A 21,645-nucleotide genomic window follows, 5' to 3' on the forward strand; every position below is an offset into this window, starting at 1 on the left:
TTAAAAGCCATTTGGATTAAAGCCAAAATTATCATCAAAACCAAAATTAAAACTATTTTTATTACTTAAATCACTATATCCATTTTGCAAAGATTTCATTCTTAATTTTAAAATGTCATCTTTAGAATCAATCCCTTGAGGACAAACAATAGTACAGTTACCACATAAGGTACAATCCCATATACCATTTAATTGTATTAATTCAAGCTTATTTTTAATTAAATTCTCTTTTTTGTCTTCTAAATATCTATAAACTTTTGTTAACACAGTAGGGCCTTTAAACTCCTTATTTACAGTAGCTACAGGACAAGAACTATAACAACTTTGACAAGAAATACAATTGCTTTGCAAATCAATTTGTTTTATATCTTCATTTGTTACCATTTTCTTGCTATATTTTTCTAAAAAAGCATTTGATTTTTTAATTAAAGTTTCATTTTTTTCAAGATTTATAATAAGATCTTTAATAATCTTGAAATTATTTAAAGGTTCAATTAAATCATTTTCATTTAATTGTGTTTTGCATGCAAGTTTTTCAACAGAATTAACTCTTATAGCACAAGATCCACAAATAGCACTTTTGCAAGAAGATCTAAAAGCAAAAGTAGAATCAATTTTTTGCTTTATTTCAAATAATACTTTTAAAGCATTACTATTTTCTACTTCAAACTCTTGTATATATTGATCACTACTTTTATGTTTATTAAATCGTTTAACTTTAACAATCATAAAAAAGCCTTAAAACAGATAAAAGGCCCATTATACCCCTTTTGAATTATTGATTCTTTTTTAAAATTTTCATCTTCAAAAGCATAATCTTCTTTATAATGACTACCTCTACTTTCATCTCTACTTATGGCACTTCTTACAAATAATTCACTAATCAATAGTATATTTTTAAACTCTAAAAAATCTACTAAATTTCTATTATAATATGTACTTTTATCTTTTATACCCATATATTGAAGATTATTCTTTTGCACTAATATATAATCTAATGCCTGTTTTAAAGAGTTGTTTGTTTTTATTACACCTGCTTTTTCAAATAGTATTTTGCTAAGTTCTTCTTTTACTTCATAAAAGTCAATTTTTACCTCTTTATGTAATAATAAATCTAAACTTTTTTTATATTTTTGAATGTCTACATTACTTTTAATAAACTCTTTTTTAAATACGTTTACCACTTCTCTTGAAAAAGCAATTACTTCTAATAAAGAGTTACCACCTAATCTATTTGCTCCATGCAGACTTGCTTGTGCACACTCTCCTATTGCATAAAGATTTTCAATACTTGTTTTCATATTTTCATCAACTAATATTCCACCCATTGTATAATGAGCTGCAACAGTAATACTAAGTGGTTCTTTTATAATATCAGTATTAGCAAAACTTAGGGCAAGAGTTCTTTCTTGCGGCAATTGCTTAGATATTTTTTCTTTGCCTAAGTGCCTCAAATCTAAATATACATTTTCTTTTTTTAGAACTTTTTTATATACTTGTCTTGCTATTTCATCTCTTGTTTTTAATTCATCAATAAATCTATTATAGTTTTTATCTAAAAGATAACCACCTTCTGCTCTTGCACTCTCACTTATTAAAATATTTGTATCTTTTAATGCAGTAGGATGAAATTGTACAAACTCCATATTTGATAACTTTGCATTATTTTTATATGCAATTGCTAATCCATCTGCTGTTGTTAAAAATGAGTTTGTTGTATTTTCACAAAATATATTACTATATCCCCCTGTTGCAAGGACAATATTTGAAGATTCATATTTAGAGATTTTCATTTTATTTATATTTAGAGTTATTACTGCATTTGCTACACCATTTTCAACAGCAATATCCAGTAAAAACTCTTCATTTAAAAACTTTATATCTTCTTTTATACAATTATCATATAAAGTATTGATTATTTTCAATCCTGTATAATCACTGCTATAACAGGTTCTTCTTTTAGTTGTTCCACCAAATCTTCTTTGTGCAATATTATTATTTAAATCTTTGGTAAAAGGTACACCCAAACTACTTAACCAATTTATTGAATCTTTTGAAAGTTTTGCAATTTTTCTAATTTGCTTTTTATTAGCAATTTGCCTTGAAGCTTTAAAAGTATCCTCAACAAATTCATCTATACTATCATTAAACTCATCTAAAAGTGCATTTATTCCACCTTGAGCTTGGCAACTTTGTGAAAAAGTAGGGTAATCTTTTGAGATTACTAATACTTCATATCCTTGTTTTTTTGATTCTAGTGCAGTTGTAAGTCCAGCTGCTCCAGAGCCAATTACAATTACATCATACATATTATTCCCAGAACTCTTTTAGCGCTTTATCATTTTTGTCAATTGGTCTTTCTTCAATAAAAATTTCATCACTATTTTCATCATCAATTTTTATATTTTCTTCATCATCTATTGTACTAATATCATCAAAAGATATTTTTTCAATTTCTGCTAATGCTTTTTGAACATCTGCTTCGCTTAAATCATCTTTTTTTACTTCTTCATTTTTTTCTTTTTTTACTAATTTATTTACTTTAGAAATACTTTCTGAAGCTTCATCTTTTTTAATTTTAGTATATGAGTTTTTTAAACTCATATACTCTTCCATTATTTTTTCATATGTATCAAAATCAAGTAGCATAAAACTTGGTTTTCCATCTCTTAATATAACTGCTTTTTCTATTTCTTTTTTATTTAATTTCTCAAATATACTTTTACTTTTTCTTATTAACTCAGTAGAAGAGTACATCTCTTTAGATGTATATTGTAAATAGTTCATTTTAACTCCATTACAAATTAGAATATGTATTAATTTACGTATTCTTTTATGTTTTCAACTATTAATTTAACTAACTTATTTCTTGCTTCAATAGAACCCCATCCAATATGTGGTGTTAATGCTAGTCGCTCTTTATTTTGTACTTTAAGTAGAGGAGAAGTACTTTCTATTGGTTCTTTTACTACTACATCAATACCACAATATAGTTCTTTGTTATCAATTATATTTGCTAAATCATATTCATTTATTATTCCACCACGACCAAGATTCATCAAGATTGCTCCATCTTTTAGCATATTTAAATTCGTTTTATTAAGCAAATTAACAGTTGAATCATTAAGTGGACAATGTACTGATATAATATCTGATTCTTTTAATAATGTTTCTAAATCTTTTTGTTCATAAGTTGTATTACTATTCTTACCACTTGTTGAATAATAACTAACATTACATCCAAATGATTTTGCAATTTTTGCAACATTACTTCCTATATTTCCTAAACCAATTATACCCCAATTTTTGTTTTTTAATTCGAAGAATGGTTTGTCAATATGTGTAAATATTTCTGATTTTTCCCAGTGCCCATTATTTACATATGAAGTATAATAATTAAGTTTTTGAATAAAATGAAATACATATGAGAATGTTAATTGTGTTACACTATCAGTAGAATACCCAGCAACATTTTTTACTTCAATTTCTTTTTCTTTTGCGTATTCTAGGTCTACATTATTCATTCCAGTTGCTGCAATACAAATTAACTTAAGATTTGAATTATCCATAATTTCTTTATCAATTACTACTTTATTTGTAATAACAATATCTGCATCTTTTACTCTGTTTAGAGTTTCAGTTGGTTTTGTAGTATCGTATACTATAACTTCACCAAATTGATTAAATTCATCTAAATTTACATCAAACCCAAGAGTAGCTCTATCTAAAAATACTAATTTCATTTGCATACCTTTACATAATATTATATGTAAAGGTATCAAAATATTGCTAAAATTAATTTAAAATGATTTATTTATTATCAGAACTGAAAATTTGTTCTGCCCATTCAGTAATTGGACCTCTTAATACTTTTTCAAGTTTAATAGCAAAAGGTTTCACTAAATCACTTCTGCTTTGTGTAGATTTTAATAATGTAGTTAATGCATTTGTATGTTTATTTACATAAAAATTATCTATTTGTTTATTACTTCCTAGTATTACAACTTTACAACTATTATCAATTCTTGAAAGAACCATTTGCATTGTTTTATTTGACATATTTTGGGCTTCATCAATTATTACAAATGCACTTGAAAGAGTTCTTCCTCTCATCTCTCCTACCCACATAGTCTCTATTGAATAATTTTGTATTAATTGTTCTATTCTTGAGCTAACTTCTGAATCATCTAACTCTTCTGCTTGATAATTTTTCTTAGATGTTTTTCTTTTGTGCTCACTTCTTATAATATAGTCTAAACTATCCATTAATGGATGATTGTAAATTCTAAATTTTTCTTCAAGACCAGGTAAATATCCTATATCTTCACCTTTATCTAATGATTCAATTGAGTTTCTAATATATATTATTCTTTGAAAATGTTTTTGTCTTACTAACTTTAAAGCTCCACTTAAAGCTAAAAGAGTTTTACCACTTCCTGCTTTTGCTTCAATAATTAAAACATTAAAGTAGTGGTTTAGTATAGCATTTGAAAAGAATAGTTGCTCTTTGTTTAGTGGTGTAATTGTTTGATTTCTTATTTCTGTTTCATCTAAAACTGATATTTTGCCATTTTGCACGCATGCTAATAAAACTTGATCTGAACCTTTTACTTTAAAACAATAAGCAAAATTATATGGTTTATACTCACTATCGTATTCTAAAATCGAAGAATTATTAATATTTTCTAACTGCTCAAACTCTATTTGTATAGTTTTAATAAACTCATAATTAAAATCATCTTCATTTGAACCAAGTAGGGCACTTGTATTAATATCAAGTGAGATTGCTCTTGTTCTTGCCATTATATCCAATGATAAAAAACTACATTCTATATCATAATGGCCTTGACAAAATTTTGCAATTTCTAATATTTTTCTATCATTTATTATATTTATTGCACTATTTTTTGAGTTAATTTTGTATTCATCTTTAGAAACAATATCAATTGTAACACTCATAATATCTTCTATTTTTAGTCTTACAATTTTATAATCATTAACTTTTTTAGCTTCAAGAATATCAGAATTTTCTAATATTCTAGCAAATTCTCTTGCTTGAAAATTTATCTCATCAAAGCCACTTTTTTTTGTATCAATTTCATCTAGAACTGTTTCTGGTAAAACGACCAAGTTTTTATTGTTATCACTTAATTTAAAAATATTCTGTGCATCACCAAGAAGAATATTTGTATCTAATATATATACTTTTTCAAAATTCATGCAGCATCTTTTGGTTTTTGTTTTAATACTTTATAAATAATAAAAGCTCCTACTGCTAAAGTTATTAAAGTAAATGCCATTGAAAATGTCTTTGTAATTACATACCCAACAATTAGTAAAGACAATACTGTTGGTACTTCATTATATGCTCTAAAAAAATTCCCGCTTTTTGGATATAAATCCATTTCTAATTTTTTTCTATAATACTCTAAAGAAAAAGAGTAAACAACTAATATTGCAGCAAAAAATAGTTTTGCATAAAGCCAAGGATCGTTTAAATCAAGCATACTTGGTGAAATAATTATCATTAATATACCGCTTATAATTGTTGCCCACATTGCAGGTAATCCAATATACTTATACATTTTATATTCTTGAATTTTTACTACTTCAACAAAATCTGGCTTGTTTTTATGTTCTGTATGATATACATACAATCTTGGTTGGTAAAAAAGCATCGCCATCCATGACAATACTGCCATGACATGAAAAATCACAATCCATAAATAATAACTAAGTAGTAAGTCCATTACACTTTCCTCTTTATTTTTTTTAGCCATTCATTCAATGTCTTTTCATATCCTATATTATCACTCTCATAATATTTAATTGAAAGTGGTAAATACTCTTGTTCTACCCATCCACCATAATCATGTGGATATTTGTAGCCTTTATGAAAAGAATCTAGATGTTTTGGTATTTGTAAGATTCTACCATTTTTTATATCAGCTAATGCTTTATTGATACCACAATAAGCACTATTTGATTTTGGACAGGAAGCTAAGTAAATTGCACATTGACCTAATATTATTCTTGCTTCAGGATAACCTATTTTATTACAAGCATGCATCGTACTTACTGCAAGATTCAGTGCATTTGGATTTGCGTTACCAATATCTTCACTTGCAAAAATAACCATTCTTCTTGTAATAAAATCAACACTCTCTCCACCATTTATTAATCTTCCTAGATAATATAAGGCTGCATCAACATCTGAACCTCTAAGTGATTTTATCATTGCACTTGCTAAATCATAATGAGTATCACTTGAACTAACACCATCACCAATGATATTACTTCTTAACTCTTTTAACATTTCAATAGTAATTACATTATCAACTTTTGAAGCAAAATTAAGCAAATTTAACATTGCCCTAGCATCACCACTACTTGATGCAATTAAATACTCTCTTGCTTCTTTATTTAGTTCTATTTGGGTATCTTTGATTGCGTCATCGACTATTCCATTTAACTCAATATTTGTAAGTGGTAAAAACTCATATAAAAAGGATCTAGAACGAATAGCAGAAGTTAAAGTAAAAAATGGATTTTCAGTGCTTGCTCCTATAATTATAGCATCATAATTTTCCATTACTGGTAATAATACTTCTTGTTGGTTTTTTGATAATCTATGTACTTCATCAATAAATACAATTGGTTTAATTAAAGAATTTTTATATTTATCAAATACTTTTCTAAGATCTTCTATTTTTATAGAAGTTGCATTAAAATAATAATAATCACTATTTATATGTCTTGCTATTATTTTTGCTAAGGTAGTTTTTCCAGTTCCTGGTTTTCCATAGAAAAAAAGATGAGGAATCTCTTTTTTCATTAGTAGTTTATATAAGGCTTTATCTCTTCCAATTATATGGCTTTGACCAACAAAATTATCTAAAGTTGTTGGTCTTAGCTGGTTTGCTAAATCAATCATTTTCTAGTGTTCTTAAATACTCTCTTAAATGTCTATACTCCTCTTTTGAAAGGAATCTGCTTTTTCCTGTTGGTAAGTTATTTAAAGATACTCCACCAAAATCTAATCTTTTTAAATCCATTACATTTAAGCCAAAGTGAGAAAAGAATCTTCTTAACTCTCTATTTTTACCTTCACTAATAACTACTTTGATTTTAGAAAAGTTTGTATTATTTGTCAATATTTGATAAGCAACAAAAGGAGAAAAGCTCATTGATTTTATTTGTGATTTTTCATGTGCACCACTTGTAGCATCATCAAGATTTAGACCATCTCTCATTGCTTGTTCAACTTTATGAGTTATCTCACCATCAACTTTTAATTTATAAACTCTTTCCAAAGTAGAGTGCATTAAAGAGTTTACCACATCAACACTATCAGATAATAAAAGTACACCTTCACTTGCAAAATCTAATCTTCCTATTGGTAAGTAATGTTTATATTTACTTCCTAAAGTATGATAAATAGTTCTTCTTCCTTGAGGATCATGTTTTGTTACTAATTCACCTTTTGGTTTATTATAAACAATTACAGTATACATTCTTTCTCTATCTATTTTTACAACTTGTTTTTCTATTTTTACAAGGTCATTTTCAGTTACTTTTGTAGCTAAATTAGTAACTACTTTTGAATTAACGCTAACTTTCCCATCTTCAATAAGTTTATCAGCTTCTCTTCTTGAGTATTTACTATTATGAGAAATAAATTTATTAAGTCTAATTAACTCAATTTTTTCCTCTTTTTTTATTTTTTTATTTTCAGTTGGCATGTTTCTTTCCTTATTTAATACCAGCTTCAATTAAGTCATGTATATGTAAAACTCCTATTAAGTTTTCATTACTATCAACTACAATAAGAAGTTGTATTTTAAAATTTTCTATTATATGCAATGCATCACTTGCCAATAAATTCTTATCATTTATTACTCTTGGATTTTTAGTTGCAACTTCCTCAACAGAGCAATCTAAAGAAAATTCATCACTCATTAATGCTCTTCTTAAATCTCCATCACTTAATAGTGCTATAACTTTTTGATTTTTATCAACTATAACAACACTTCCTAATCGACCTTCGCTCATTGTTACAATGGCATCTTTTAACTTTGTTTCACGTGAAACTACAGGAAGATTATCTTTTCTTAATAAGTCATCAACCTTTACAAAAAGTTGTTTACCAAGACTTCCTCCTGGATGAAAAGAAGCAAAATCTTCTTTTTTAAACTCTCTTTTTCTCATAAGACAAACTGCTAAAACATCACCCATTGCCATAGTTAATGTAGTAGAAGAAGTAGGAGCTGTGTCTAAAGGACAAGCTTCTTTAGTTACATTAATATTAAAAAAGAAATCAGCATACTTTCCTAAAGTTGAACTTTTACTTCTTGCCATAGCTATCAAAGGAATATCAAATCTTTTTAAATGTGGTAATATTTGAATAAGTTCTTCACTCTCACCACTATAAGATATTCCTAAAACAATATCATCTTTTCCAATCATTCCTAAATCACCATGCATAGCTTCAGTAGGGTGAAGGAAAAAAGAGCTCGTCCCTGTACTTGCTAAAGTTGCTGCAATTTTTGTTCCAACTAATCCTGATTTTCCAACACCAGTTACGATTAATTTACCTTTACAGTTAACAATTAATTCAACAACCTTTTCAAAATCAATTTCATCATTATCTAACTTTTTAGCAGCAATTTCTAATTCATTTGCTTCAGTTAATAAAACCTCTTTTGCAAGCTCTTTATAATTCATCTATTTTCCTTATTGAACAAAAACAGTTGGTACAATCATTGGATATTTTTTATATTTTCTAACACAATGTTTTCTTACAACTTTTCTAATTTCATCTTCTAATATTTTACTATTTTTAAATATACCAGGTCTAGCATTTTTAAGTGCAGTATTTAATATTTCTTCAATCTCTTTACTAAATGCTCTATCTAACTTGTTAGGAACAAGTCCAAATGATGATACTTTTGGTTTTTGAGACAATGTTCTATCATCTGCATTAACTTGTGCAACAATCATCACAACACCTTCATTTGCCATAGTTTGTCTATCAATAATAATATCATCAGCAATTTTATTGTTTAGTTGATTATCAATATAAACTTTACCTGTCTTAACAGTTCTTACTTTTTTCAAATATTTTGGTGATACTTCAACTTGTTCACCATCACTCATAATATATAAATTTCTTTCTAAAACACCACAGTCAATACCAGTTTGCCCATGTCTTAATGCATGATTATATTCACCATGTACTGGCATAAAAAACTTAGGTTTAATAAGTCTTAACATCAATTTTTGCTCTTCTTGTGCAGCATGTCCTGAAACGTGAATATCACTAAAGTCTTGATATGCAACTTTAGCACCAGCTTTTAATAGATGATTAATAATTCCCGAAACACTCGCTTCATTTCCAGGAATTGCTTTTGCTGAAAGAATTATTTGATCTTCTGGCTTGATTTTAATATGTCTATGTTCATGTATAGCCATTCTATAAAGAGCACTCATTGACTCACCTTGACTTCCAGTTGTTATAATAAGTACTTCATTATCATTATATTTGTTTACTTCATGAGCATCAATAAATTGATCTCTTGGAAATTTAACATATCCTAAACTCATAGCAAGTTCAAGGTTTTTTTCCATTGATCTACCAATAACACAGATTTTTCTATTAAATGCAAGTCCTCTTTCAATTGCTTGAGAAACTCTATGAATATTTGAAGAAAAAGTAGACATGATAACTCTACCTTTTGCACTTTGAAAAATCTTATCAAAAGTAGGGCCAACAGTTTTTTCTGATTTTGTAAAACCTGGAGAGTGAGAATTAGTTGAATCACTTGTTAAAAGTAATACTCCTTGTTCACCGTAATAAGCTAATCTATGTAAATCAGTTGGATATCCATCAATTGGAGTATGGTCAATTTTAAAATCACCTGTATGAATAATTGTTCCTGCTTCTGTTTTTACTGCAATTGCAGATGAATCAATAATAGAGTGAGTTATGTGCATCCATTCTACTTCAAAATCACCAATTTTAATTGGTACTCTTTTTTGAATAGCTCTGAAATATTTTCTATGTTCTCTCATTTTATGTTCATCAAATTTTGAACCAATCATTTCTAATGGCAAAGATGTTCCATAAACTGGAAATTGCATCTCTTTAAATAAATATGGCATTGCACCAATATGATCTTCATGTCCATGAGTTATGATAATTCCTGCAATTTTATTTTTAATTTCTCTAATATAAGTAAAATCTGGAATTAAAATATCAACACCATGCATATCATCATCTGGGAAACTCATACCAACATCTACAATTATTGCACTGTTTTCAGTCTCCATAACCATCATATTCCCACCAATTTCACCTAAACCACCTAATGGCGTAATTCTTACTTTAGCATTAGTATTTAAATTCAACTTGTAGTGTGGATTTAATCTATCTCTATGAATTTTTTCATTTATTTGATGTGCTTTTTTTAGATCACTAATCCAACCATCACCTTTTTGTAAAGGTACTTTATGTGGTTTATTATTTGTAGGTCTTCTTTTTCTTTGTTGTGTATTTGAAGAGTTACTTTTTTTATCTTCTGTAGTATTTGAAGTTGTATTAGTATTCGTATTTTTACTTGTATTATTATTTGTAGTAGTGTTACTATTATTAGTTCTATTACTATTTTTTGTTCGAGTAGTTCTTGGTTTACTCTGCCTAGTTGTAGTTTTTTGAGTATTTTGAGTAGAAGCTTTTTTTTCTGCTACTTTATCCTCTTGTACTTTCGTTTCTTCCATTTTTAACCTTTGTATACATTTGGCTATACAAAGATGCGCTAACTTCATGAGGTCTTCTATTTTCTTCTATATCAAGTTGTTTAAATATCTCACTTAAGTTTTGTTTATCTACTATTGAAGAAAGGTTTTTTGATAGTTTTTTTCTTGGTTGAGAAAAACAAGCTTTCAAAAACTTTTTAAAATCTTCACTAATAGACTTAGTCAAATCTTTTTTAAGATATAAAACAGAGGAAACAACCTTTGGAGCAGGGTTGAATGATTCAGGAGGAACATCAAATAGTATCCTTGAATCGGTTGTCAATAATTGTGTAATAATTCCAAGTGAAGAGAACTCTTTTTCATTTACTCTTGCAGTAAACTTCTGTGCAACTTCTTTTTGAATCATAACAATTATATGCTCACAATTAGCATCCTCTAATGCTCTTAATATAATATTTGTTGCGATATAGTAAGGTAAATTTGCTATTAAATCATATTTACCTTCATGTAACGTCTTTTGCTCTTCCCAAGCTTTTAGTACATCATTATGCACTATCTTTAATCGGCTACTTTCTATTTCGTCTTCGAATTTAGACCCTAAAATACCAATTAAATCAGTATCTACTTCATAAGCAGTCATATCTTTGTACTTGACTAAATTTTTTGTCAAATCACCTAAGCCAGGCCCAATCTCAACTACGTAATTATCGCCTTTGGGCATCGCTTGGATGATTCTAGTTAGTACTGTTGAATCAATTAAAAAATTTTGTCCGTATTTCTTTTTAGCTTTAATATTTTCCATAAGCAATTAGTATATCTAATTTTAACTTACATTTAGATAAGATTTTTTCATATTAAATTTAAGGATTTGTTTTGAGTAATTTTGCAAAAAGAATCATCCCTTGCTTAGATGTAAAAGATGGTAGAGTTGTTAAGGGTGTTAATTTTGTTGGGTTAAGAGACGCAGGAAATCCAGTAGAAGTTGCGAAAAGATACAATGATGAAGGTGCAGATGAGTTAACATTTTTAGATATTACTGCAAGTCATGAAAATAGAGATACTATTGTAGATATCGTAAAAGATGTAGCAAAAGAGGTTTTTATTCCTTTAACTGTGGGAGGAGGGATTAGAAAATTAGATGACATATATAAACTTTTAAATGTAGGTTGTGATAAAGTATCAGTTAATTCTTCAGCAGTTGTAAATCCAAATTTTATTGATGAAGGTGCAAAAAGATTTGGAAGTCAATGTATTGTTGTAGCAATTGATGTTAAAAAAGTAGAAGATGGTTCTTATCATGTATTTGTAAAAGGTGGAAGAGAAGATACAGGACTTGATGCATTACAATGGGCCAAAGAAGTCTATGATAGGGGTGCTGGTGAAATTCTTTTGACATCAATGGATACAGATGGAGCAAAAACTGGATTTGAACTTAATATCACTGAAAAGATATCTTCACTTGTTGATATTCCAGTAATTGCAAGTGGTGGTGCAGGTACAATGGAACATATAAAACAAGCTTTTGAACATGGTGCAAGTGCTGCACTTGCTGCATCGATTTTCCATTTTAAAGAGATTGATATTATGGATTTAAAAAATTATTTAAAAGATAATAATATTCCCGTAAGGATATAATATGAAAAAATTAATTTTAAGTACAGTAGTAGCTTCATTACCTTTATTTGCTTATGAAGTACATTTTAATAAAACATTTAAAGATTCACTTGAACCTAATATTTTAGCAACGAAAATATCAGTTCAGATTAAAGCAAAAAGTGAGTCTATTGCATCAAATAGACTTGAAAAGTTTAATGATTTTATAAAAAAATCAAACGACATAAAAAAAAGCAATGGATCATTTTATGTAAGATCTAACTTTATTTATGATGAAAATAAAACAAAACAAGATGGATATGTTGGAAGATTAAGTTATGATATATCTTCTAAAGATTCTAAAAAAATTACTTCATTTATAAAAAAATTTTTATCAATAAAAGAAGATAAAAGTACATCAGTAAACATCTCAAATCTTTCTTGGAAAATTGATGAAAATATTTCAAATGAAAAAATAGAAAAGATGAGATTAGATGCAATTAAATGGGCAGTAAATTATTCTAATAATTTATCAAATGATTTAAAAAAAGAGTGTAAAGTTAAAAATATAGATATTAACTCATATTACAATCCTAATGTTTATAGAGCCTCAACTAAACTAATATTAAAAGAAAATATTTCTAATGATGCTATTCCTATTCCAGATAATAATAGTAAAGATATTAAAATAACAGCAAATTATTCGCTGGAGTGTAATTAAATGATTGTATGTGCAGGAAGAAATGAAGTATTTAATTTTGCAGAGCCAATGGGAGTAGGTTTAATTGAAACTGCTATTAATCTTACAAGAAGAGCATTATTTGATAAACCAGATTTTTTACTTTTTGTAGGAACAGCTGGTTCATATGGAGAACATAATATTTTTGATATTATTGAATCAAAAAGAGCATCAAATATAGAATTATCTTTTTTAGATGATAATTCATATACTCCTTTGGATAATGTGATTGAATCTGAGAATAATCTAGCTAAGAATGATACAATTGTAAATTGTTCAAATTATATATCTTCAAATTTTTCATTAAGCAAAAAATTTAATGCCTATGGAATTGGTGTAGAAAATATGGAATTTTTCTCTATTTTACAAGTTGCAAAAGAGTTTGAAATTCCAGCAGCTGGAATTTTTATTGTTACTAACTATACAAATGAAACTGCCCATGATGATTTTCTTAAAAACCATAAAGAAGCAATGGCTAAACTAACTCAATACTTAATTGAAAAAAAGATAATTAAAAGTATTTAATACTTTAATTATCTTTTAAATACTCTATATAAATTTACTGTTTTATTTCGATGTTTCACGTGAAACTTTTCAAAATTTTTAATTATTTCATTACTATGTTTCACGTGAAACAATATTAATTTTCATAAAAGCAAAATTAGGGTAGAAAGATAGTATAATACAAAATATTAATAGAAGCAAGAAAGGTATAAATGCAACAATCAATATATGATTTTACATTGGATGAATTAAAAGAACAACTTAAGCCATCGTTTAGAGCAAAACAGGTTTATAATTGGCTTTATAAAAAGTATGCTTCTTCTTATGATGAGATGAAAAATATACCTAAAGAATTAAAAGAAGATTTAACTCAAAATTATGATATTGATTTGATGAGTATCGTAAAGAAAGAACAAAGTTCAGATGGAAGTATAAAGTATCTATTCAGATTAAGAGATGGTGTTACAGTAGAAGCAGTTTTATTACTAATGAAAAAGAAGAAAATTGCTGAAGATGGTACGATTGAAAAAAGTGAAAAATATACTGTATGTATTTCTTCACAAGTTGGATGTAAAGTAGGGTGTACTTTTTGTCTTACTGCAAAAGGTGGATTTGTTAGAAACCTAACAGTAGGAGAATATATTGCTCAAATTGTTAATATAAAAAGAGACAATAATATTCCAGAAAATAAATCACTTAATATTGTTTATATGGGAATGGGGGAACCACTTGATAACTATAAGAACTTTATTAAAGCTGTAAAAATCTTTAGTGAACTAGATGGCTTAGCTATTAGTAGAAGAAGACAAACAGTATCAACTTCTGGAATCAGTAGTAAGATAGAAAAACTTGGAAATGAAGATTTAGGTATTCAATTAGCTATATCTTTACATGCAGTAGATGATAAATTAAGAAGTGAACTTATTCCTATGAATAAAGCTTACAATATTGAAAGTATTATAGAAGCAGTAAAAAAATTTCCAGTGGATACAAGAAAAAAAGTTATGTTTGAGTATTTAGTTATTAAAGATAAAAATGATGATATTGCATCAGCAGATAAATTAATAAAACTACTTAATGGTATAAAAGCAAAAGTAAACTTAATATATTTTAATCCATATCCAGGGACAACATATCAAAGACCAGAAAGTAAAGATATGATAAAATTCCAAGAATATCTAATAAAAAAAGGATTGCTTTGTACTATTAGAGAGTCAAAAGGACTTGATATCTCAGCAGCATGTGGTCAACTAAAAGAGAAGGAGACTAAAAATGGGAAGTCTTGATATTGTTATGTTAGTTTTTATAGCAGGTGTTGCAATAGTAACAGGAATTGGATTTTATATAAATAATAAAAAGAAGGAAAATAAATAATGGCAGTTACAAGATTTGCGCCAAGTCCAACAGGATATTTACATATTGGTGGACTAAGAACAGCATTATATAACTATCTATGGGCAAGAAAAACAGATGGTGAATTTAGATTAAGAATAGAAGATACAGATACACAAAGAAATAATGAAGATGCAATGAAAGCAATAATCAATGCATTTGAATGGGTTGGATTAGACTATGATGGAAAAGTCGAATATCAATCACAAAGAATGGATATATATAAAAAATATATCAAACAATTGTTAGATGAAGGTAAAGCTTATTATTGTTATATGAGTAAAGAAGAACTTGATGCTCTAAGAGAAAAACAAATGGCAAACAAAGAGACTCCAAGATATGATGGAAGATATAGAGACTTCACAGGAACTCCTCCTGAAGGTGTAGAACCAGTAGTAAGAATCAAAGCTCCACTTGAAGGAAAAATTACTTTTGTTGATGGAATAAAATCAATGATAAATATCAATTGTAATGAAGTAGATGATTTTGTTATTGCAAGAAGTAATGGAAATCCTACATATAATTTTGTTGTTGCAATTGACGATGCATTAATGGGAATGACTGATGTAATTAGAGGTGATGATCACTTAACTAATACAGCAAAACAAATCATAATATATGAAGCATTAGGTTTTGATATTCCAAAATTTTTCCACGTTCCAATGATTAATAATCCTCAAGGGAAAAAACTATCTAAAAGAGATGGTGCAATGGATGTAATGGATTATAAAAAGCAAGGTTTTCTTCCTGAAGCATTACTAAACTTTTTAGTAAGACTTGGATGGTCAAATAAAGATCAAGAGATATTTTCAATGGAAGAGATGTTAGAACTATTTGATCCTTCTAATATCAATAAATCTGCATCATCTTATAATCAAGAAAAATTACTTTGGTTAAATGCACACTATATCAAAAATGTAACAAATGAAAGGTTAGCAAAAGAATTAGAATTTTTTGATTGTAATATTTCTGGGCATGATAAAAAAGAGATGATTCTTGACTTATCAAAAGAGAGAGCTCAAACATTAGTTGAACTAAAAGAAGCTATTGAAAAGATAACAAATAGACCAGAAAGTTATGATAAGAAAGGTGTAAAAAAATTCATAAAAGAAAATACTGCAAAATTTCTAGATACTTACTTGAAAATACTTGAAGAGAAAAAAGACTCTCTACATTTAGCTTGTGATTATGAAGAAGTAACTAGACCATTTATAGAAAAATTTGAGTTAAAATTTCCTCAATTATTTCAACCAATTAGAATTTCTTTAACAGGTGGAACACAAGCTCCATCAGTTTATGACCTAATGGCTATACTTGGATATGATGAAGTTAATTTAAGAATAAGAACAGCACTAGATAAAAATTTTAATAAAGAAGCTGAATAAAGAAGTAAAGAGTTATAACTCTTTACTTCTTAATCTTTTATGTTCTTCTCCCCACAAATATAACTGCTTTAATATAGGTTTTAAACTAACTCCATATTCACTCATATAATATTCAACTTTAGGAGGAACTACTGGATATACTTTCCTAATAATTAAACCATCAGATTCTAACTCTTTTAATTTTGATGATAACATTTTTTGTGTAATCTTTGGCATAAGTTTTTGCAATTCACTAAATCTTTTTGTATCTCTTCTTAAATACCAAAGTATTAAAATTTTCCATTTACCATCCATAACTTCAAGTGCAGTTTCAACCGGACATTTTTCATTTTTTTTATCTATAATTAAATCAATATTTTCATTCATTTCACTTCCATTAGTATCTTTATTGTAACTACATATCATTTATGTAAGTTCTTGCGCAATATATATATTTTAGCTAAAATTATTTAAATTATGTAAAGGATGAAAATGAAAGGATTTGTAGTAGAGAAATTAGAAGACAAAAAGTTTACAAGTTCAATAAAAGAAATTGATATCCCAGAGATTGGAGAAAATGAAGTTCTAATTAAAGCATCATACTCTTCATTAAACTATAAAGATGCCCTAAGTTCAATAGGGAATCCAGGTGTAACAAGAAATTTTCCTCATGTTACTGGTATTGATGTAGCAGGTGAAATAGAACAAACAAATAGTCAAGAGTTTAATAAAGGTGATAAAGTTGTAGTTACAGGATATGATTTAGGAATGAATACAGATGGGGGTCATCAAGAGTATGTAAAAGTTCCTGCATCATGGGTAATAAAAATACCTAATGGACTTGATGAAAAAGAGATTATGACATTTGGAACAGCAGGATTAACAGCTGCACTTAGTGTTAATGAACTAGAAGAAAATAACATTAGTAGTGGAAAAGTTTTAGTAACTGGTGCAACTGGGGGAGTTGGAAGTATTGCCGTATCAATTTTAGCAAAACTTGGGTATCAAGTTGTAACAGTTACTGGTAAAAAAGATAAAATAGATTTTTTAAAATCACTTGGAGCAAGTGAAGTTATATTAAGAGATGAATTTGATATATCAAATAAAAAACCACTTTTAAGTGAAACATATGATGCAGTAATAGATACAGTAGGAGGAGATTTCCTTGCACATAGTTTGAAATTAATCAGACATAGTGGAGTTGCAACTTGTTGTGGACTTACATCATCTTTTGAATTAAACACAAATGTATTTCCATTTATATTAAGAGGTGTAAGATTAATAGGAATTGATTCTGTTGAAATTCCAAAAGAGAAAAAAGAAAAGATATGGAATAAAGTATCAAGTGATTATAAAATCAAAATTATTGATAATTTAGTTACAGAAATATCTCTTAATAATATCAAAGAAGCATATGATATTATTCTATCATCAAAATCTACTGGAAGATATCTAGTAAAAATATAAATATAGAAAAGAAGTAATACTTCTTTTCTAATCTATAACACAGTGAGCATCATCTCCAAAATTCATGTTATTACTTTTTGCATACTCTTTTCCCCAATCATGTAAATCATATAAAATTGGAATAAGTTTTTCTCCAGAAGTAGTTAGCTTATATTCTACTTTAGGTGGGACAACTGGATAAACTATTCTTTCAACAATTCCTGCTTCTTCAAGCTCTCTTAATTGTTGTGTTAACATCTTTTGTGAAATATTTGGAATTAGCCTTTTTAATTCGCCATTTCTTCTAACCTCTTTTTTTAAAGCCCAAAGAACCATACTTTTCCACTTACCACCTATAATATCAGTTGCCAATTGAAAGAAGCAATTATATCGTTTATTCATTTCCATATAAAGCCTTTGCATATAAAATTTAATTAAAATAATACTCTTTAGTTACTTAAAAGTAACTATAATACTAAAAAGTACATACTTGACAATAAGTTTCTAAATAGATAAAATTACACCAATAAAAAATAAAAGGAAAAAAAATGGGAAAATATATTGAATTAAACCAAGAAAATTTTGATAACACAGTTTCAAATGGAGTATCTTTAGTAGACTTTTGGGCTCCATGGTGCGGACCTTGTAGAATGATTGCACCTGTAATTGAAGAATTAGCACAAGAGTTTGAAGGAAAAGCAAATATTTGTAAAGTAAATACAGATGAACAACAAGACCTTGCAGTAAAATATGGAATTAGATCAATACCAACAATTATTTTTATGAAAGATGGTGAAGTTGTTGATCAATTAGTTGGTGCTACATCAAAACAAGCATTAACAGATAAATTAAACTCACTAGCATAATAAAAGCAGATAATCTGCTTTTATTACACTCTTAACTCATTACTTATTTAAACTATAACTCAATTTACGATAAAATGTCTTCAATATTAAAGCTTAGGGAATTAAAATGCAACAATTTTTAAAAGAATGTAAAAAAGTTAGTAGAGAAATTGCAACTTTAAATACAGAAATTAAAAATAGAGTCTTAAATGAAATGGCAGATGCTCTTATTGCGCATTGTGACTTTATAGTTCATAACAACACAAAAGATATGCAAGAAGCAAAAAAGAACAATTTAAGTCATGATTTAAAAGATAGACTATTTTTAGATGGTACTAGAGTTGAAAAAATGGCAGAAGCTATTAGACAAATAGCTTCACAAAAAGAGCCTGTAGGTAGAACACTTGAAGGGTGGGTTACTCAAGATGGCTTAAACATTCAAAAAGTTTCTATTCCAATTGGAGTAATAGGAATAATATATGAAAGTAGACCAAATGTCACTAGTGACACTGCAGCACTTTGTTTTAAAAGTGGTAATGTATGTGTTTTAAAAGGTGGTAAAGAGGCTCAAAATAGTAATAATGCAATTGCAAATATATTAAGAAATGTACTTACAAAAAACAAACTTCCCGAACAAGCTATATCTTTACTTCCAGACTCAAGTAGAGAAGGGGTTGCACAACTAATCAAACAAGATAAATATGTAGATTTAATCGTACCAAGAGGTGGTGAATCACTTATTAAATTTATTTGTCAAAACTCAAGTGTTCCTGTAATTAAACATGACAAAGGACTTTGCCATACTTATATTGATAAATTTGCTGATGGGAAAAAAGCTCTTGAAATATGTATAAATGCAAAATGTTCAAGACCAGGAGTATGTAATGCAATGGAGACTTTACTTGTCCATAAAGAAGTTGCAAATTATGTATTACCTCCTCTTCAAGAAGCATTTATTTTTGAACAAACAGAGCTTAGAGGGTGTAAAGAAACACAAAAGTATATAGATGTAAATCTAGCAACTAAAGAAGACTTTGATACAGAATATCTTGCAAATATACTATCAATAAAAGTAGTAGAAGATATTCATGAAGCAATTGATCATATAAATTTACATGGTTCAGGACACTCTGAATGTATCATAAGTGAAAACTATTCAAATATAACTAGATTTTTAGATGAAGTTGATGCTGCTTGTGTATATGCAAATGCAAGTACAAGATTTACTGATGGAGGAGCTTTTGGACTTGGAGCAGAAGTTGGAATATCAACAAATAAACTTCATTCAAGAGGTCCAATGGGTATAAATGACCTTACTACATTTAAATATAAAGTATTAGGAAATGGTCAAATAAGATAGAAATAATTCTATCTTATTAAATTAAATTTTCTATATTACTTTTCTGCCACCATATGTCACTAAAGTGTTACTATCAAAACTTTAGGAGATATTATGAGTTATGCAAAAAAAAGATATATTAACTTCTTTGCAATTACAATTTTTACTTTCTGTTTGCCTTTTATTACAATAAATGGTAATCAAATTTTATTACTTTCATTTGATAAAATGCAATTTCATTTCTTAGGATTAGCCTTTGAGATGCAAGAACTTTACATAATGCCGTTTTTATTAATGATTCTTTTTATTGGTATATTTGCAATGACATCAATAGCAGGTAGAGTATGGTGTGGATGGGCATGTCCACAAACAATTTTTAGAGTAATTTATAGAGATTTAATAGAATCAAAAATATTTAATCTAAGAAGAATCAAAAATAAACAAAAAGATATTAAGTATTCAAAATTTGAAAATAAAATAAAAAAAGTAATTTCAATAGGATTATTTTCAATACTTTCACTTATAATCGCATCAAATTTTATGTGGTATTTTATTCCACCAAAAGATTTTTTTAATTATATTCAAAATCCACATGATCATGTATTTATGTATTTGTTTATTATAACTGTTGCTTTATTTTTAGTATATGATATAGTATTTACAAAAGAACATTTTTGTACTTATATTTGTCCTTATTCAAGAATTCAATCATCACTATATGATAATAATACATTACAACCTATTTATAATACAAATAGAGGTGGAGAAATATATAAAGACTCACAAAAAGTTATATTTAAAGCAAAAGATTTAAATGAAAATGATGAATGTACAGCTTGTGAAGCTTGTGTTACTGTTTGTCCTACACACATTGATATTAGAAAAGGATTACAAGTTGAATGTATTAACTGTTTAGAGTGTGTTGATGCATGTACAACAGTAATGGGAAAACTTGGCAAAAAAACTTTAGTAGATTGGGGAAGTACAAATTCTATTTTAAAAAATAAAAAAAGTAAACACTTCACATTTAAAAATATTATGTATTACCTAAGTATTGCAATTTGCATAGTATTATTGATTATTTCAACTACAAAAAAAGAATCTTTTCTTTTAAATGTAAATAAAACAACAAATCTATATAAAATAGAAGATAAAAAATTTGTAACAAATAACTATATACTTACTATTCAAAATAGAACAAAAAAAGATTACACTTTTAAAATAAAACTTGATGATAATAAAAATTTTGAGATAAAAAGATTTAAATCAATTAAATTAGCACCAGATCAAAGAATAAAAAAAGTATTGATTTTAAAAACAACAAAAAGACTATTTTTATCTGATAAAAAATCAACACCATTAAAAGTGAAAATAATAGTATATGCAAAAGAGAATCCAAAAGAAGTATATAAAGAACAAAATTTATCATTTATTTATCCAAGAAATGATGCTTTTAAATAATTTAGCAATATCTGGATTGTTGAAAAAAAAGTTTTCTGTTATACTTCCATAAATTTGAAATTTAATAAGAAGTAATACCAAGGAGAAAAGTATGAGTTACATAACAAATGCAAAACTAAAAGAAGCAGATAAAGAAGTATTTTCAATAATAGAAAATGAGCTTGATAGACAAACAAAACATTTAGAGATGATAGCAAGTGAAAACTT

The 21,645-nt window shown here is 27.4% G+C and carries 22 protein-coding genes; 9 read left to right on the plus strand and 13 right to left on the minus strand.

Translation table 11 applies throughout. The features are described 5' to 3' along the window. From CRU93_RS06675 to rsmA, 11 genes are all read right to left on the minus strand, one after another. Positions 1-729 carry a succinate dehydrogenase/fumarate reductase iron-sulfur subunit gene (locus CRU93_RS06675; protein ID WP_129103410.1) on the minus strand — a complete coding sequence of 243 codons (729 nt, stop codon included), beginning with the start codon at positions 727-729 and terminating at the stop codon, positions 1-3. Further along, entirely contained in the window at positions 726-2,309 is a 1,584-nt protein-coding gene (locus tag CRU93_RS06680; protein WP_129103411.1) for an FAD-dependent oxidoreductase, read from the minus strand. The genes CRU93_RS06675 and CRU93_RS06680 overlap by 4 nt, the downstream gene beginning before the upstream one ends. A gap of 1 nt (position 2,310) precedes the next feature. Further along, on the minus strand, positions 2,311-2,787 hold the full coding sequence (locus CRU93_RS06685) for a hypothetical protein (protein ID WP_129103412.1): 477 nt from the start codon (positions 2,785-2,787) through the stop codon (positions 2,311-2,313). A gap of 29 nt (positions 2,788-2,816) precedes the next feature. Next, entirely contained in the window at positions 2,817-3,743 is a 927-nt protein-coding gene (locus tag CRU93_RS06690) for a D-2-hydroxyacid dehydrogenase (protein ID WP_129103413.1), read from the minus strand. Between the two features lie 67 nt (positions 3,744-3,810). Further along, positions 3,811-5,220, minus strand: coding sequence for a PhoH family protein (locus CRU93_RS06695; protein WP_129103414.1), 1,410 nt, complete (start codon positions 5,218-5,220; stop codon positions 3,811-3,813). Then, positions 5,217-5,750 carry a protoporphyrinogen oxidase HemJ gene (gene hemJ / locus CRU93_RS06700; protein ID WP_129103415.1) on the minus strand — a complete coding sequence of 178 codons (534 nt, stop codon included), beginning with the start codon at positions 5,748-5,750 and terminating at the stop codon, positions 5,217-5,219. The genes CRU93_RS06695 and hemJ overlap by 4 nt, the downstream gene beginning before the upstream one ends. Then, a complete protein-coding gene (locus CRU93_RS06705) occupies positions 5,750-6,934 on the minus strand; it encodes a replication-associated recombination protein A (protein WP_129103416.1) in 1,185 nt (394 codons plus the stop codon). Before CRU93_RS06705 ends, hemJ begins: the two co-directional genes overlap by 1 nt. Beyond that, a complete protein-coding gene (locus CRU93_RS06710; RefSeq protein WP_129103417.1) occupies positions 6,927-7,742 on the minus strand; it encodes a pseudouridine synthase in 816 nt (271 codons plus the stop codon). Before CRU93_RS06710 ends, CRU93_RS06705 begins: the two co-directional genes overlap by 8 nt. Before the next feature lie 10 nt (positions 7,743-7,752). Beyond that, on the minus strand, positions 7,753-8,724 hold the full coding sequence (locus CRU93_RS06715; protein WP_129103418.1) for an SIS domain-containing protein: 972 nt from the start codon (positions 8,722-8,724) through the stop codon (positions 7,753-7,755). 9 nt (positions 8,725-8,733) lie between these two features. Further along, positions 8,734-10,776, minus strand: coding sequence for a ribonuclease J (locus tag CRU93_RS06720; RefSeq protein ID WP_129103419.1), 2,043 nt, complete (start codon positions 10,774-10,776; stop codon positions 8,734-8,736). Beyond that, the gene (gene rsmA, locus CRU93_RS06725) at positions 10,748-11,557 is read right to left on the minus strand and encodes a 16S rRNA (adenine(1518)-N(6)/adenine(1519)-N(6))-dimethyltransferase RsmA (RefSeq protein ID WP_129103434.1); all 810 of its coding nucleotides are present in this window, start codon (positions 11,555-11,557) and stop codon (positions 10,748-10,750) included. The genes CRU93_RS06720 and rsmA overlap by 29 nt, the downstream gene beginning before the upstream one ends. Before the next feature lie 71 nt (positions 11,558-11,628). Between rsmA and hisF the strand changes: the two genes are divergently transcribed. The 5 genes from hisF to gltX all read left to right on the plus strand — a co-directional run bounded on the left by hisF (position 11,629) and on the right by gltX (position 16,368). Further along, positions 11,629-12,390: an imidazole glycerol phosphate synthase subunit HisF gene (hisF, locus tag CRU93_RS06730; protein WP_129103420.1), complete on the plus strand. Its 762-nt coding sequence runs from the start codon at positions 11,629-11,631 to the stop codon at positions 12,388-12,390. A 1-nt stretch (position 12,391) separates the two neighbouring features. Then, positions 12,392-13,069 carry an SIMPL domain-containing protein gene (locus CRU93_RS06735; RefSeq protein WP_129103421.1) on the plus strand — a complete coding sequence of 226 codons (678 nt, stop codon included), beginning with the start codon at positions 12,392-12,394 and terminating at the stop codon, positions 13,067-13,069. Next, the gene (locus tag CRU93_RS06740) at positions 13,070-13,612 is read left to right on the plus strand and encodes a purine-nucleoside phosphorylase (protein WP_129103422.1); all 543 of its coding nucleotides are present in this window, start codon (positions 13,070-13,072) and stop codon (positions 13,610-13,612) included. It abuts the gene before it with no gap. 191 nt (positions 13,613-13,803) lie between these two features. After that, a complete protein-coding gene (gene rlmN / locus CRU93_RS06745; protein ID WP_129103423.1) occupies positions 13,804-14,877 on the plus strand; it encodes a 23S rRNA (adenine(2503)-C(2))-methyltransferase RlmN in 1,074 nt (357 codons plus the stop codon). Positions 14,878-14,964: 87 nt separating this feature from the next. Further along, positions 14,965-16,368 (plus strand): glutamate--tRNA ligase, encoded by a 1,404-nt coding sequence (gltX, locus tag CRU93_RS06750; protein WP_129103424.1) that lies wholly within the window; start codon positions 14,965-14,967, stop codon positions 16,366-16,368. A 12-nt stretch (positions 16,369-16,380) separates the two neighbouring features. Here gltX and CRU93_RS06755 read toward each other — a convergent pair whose 3' ends face one another. Next, positions 16,381-16,734: a helix-turn-helix domain-containing protein gene (locus CRU93_RS06755; protein ID WP_129103425.1), complete on the minus strand. Its 354-nt coding sequence runs from the start codon at positions 16,732-16,734 to the stop codon at positions 16,381-16,383. A 105-nt stretch (positions 16,735-16,839) separates the two neighbouring features. On the opposite strand from CRU93_RS06755, the gene CRU93_RS06760 reads away from it, so the two are divergent. Continuing rightward, complete coding sequence (locus CRU93_RS06760; RefSeq protein ID WP_129103426.1) at positions 16,840-17,814, plus strand: YhdH/YhfP family quinone oxidoreductase; 975 nt, start codon at positions 16,840-16,842, stop codon at positions 17,812-17,814. A 27-nt stretch (positions 17,815-17,841) separates the two neighbouring features. Here CRU93_RS06760 and CRU93_RS06765 read toward each other — a convergent pair whose 3' ends face one another. Next, complete coding sequence (locus CRU93_RS06765) at positions 17,842-18,201, minus strand: helix-turn-helix domain-containing protein (RefSeq protein ID WP_129103427.1); 360 nt, start codon at positions 18,199-18,201, stop codon at positions 17,842-17,844. Positions 18,202-18,341: 140 nt separating this feature from the next. Here CRU93_RS06765 and trxA point away from each other — a divergent pair, with 140 nt between their 5' ends. From trxA to ccoG, 3 genes are all read left to right on the plus strand, one after another. Beyond that, positions 18,342-18,659 carry a thioredoxin gene (gene trxA / locus CRU93_RS06770; RefSeq protein WP_129103428.1) on the plus strand — a complete coding sequence of 106 codons (318 nt, stop codon included), beginning with the start codon at positions 18,342-18,344 and terminating at the stop codon, positions 18,657-18,659. Positions 18,660-18,765: 106 nt separating this feature from the next. Beyond that, complete coding sequence (locus tag CRU93_RS06775; RefSeq protein WP_129103429.1) at positions 18,766-19,998, plus strand: glutamate-5-semialdehyde dehydrogenase; 1,233 nt, start codon at positions 18,766-18,768, stop codon at positions 19,996-19,998. Positions 19,999-20,091: 93 nt separating this feature from the next. After that, the gene (gene ccoG / locus CRU93_RS06780; protein ID WP_129103430.1) at positions 20,092-21,438 is read left to right on the plus strand and encodes a cytochrome c oxidase accessory protein CcoG; all 1,347 of its coding nucleotides are present in this window, start codon (positions 20,092-20,094) and stop codon (positions 21,436-21,438) included. The last annotated feature ends 207 nt before the right edge of the window (positions 21,439-21,645 follow it).

This window comes from Arcobacter sp. CECT 8985 (genome assembly GCF_004116495.1).
In the GTDB taxonomy this organism is placed as follows: domain Bacteria; phylum Campylobacterota; class Campylobacteria; order Campylobacterales; family Arcobacteraceae; genus Malaciobacter.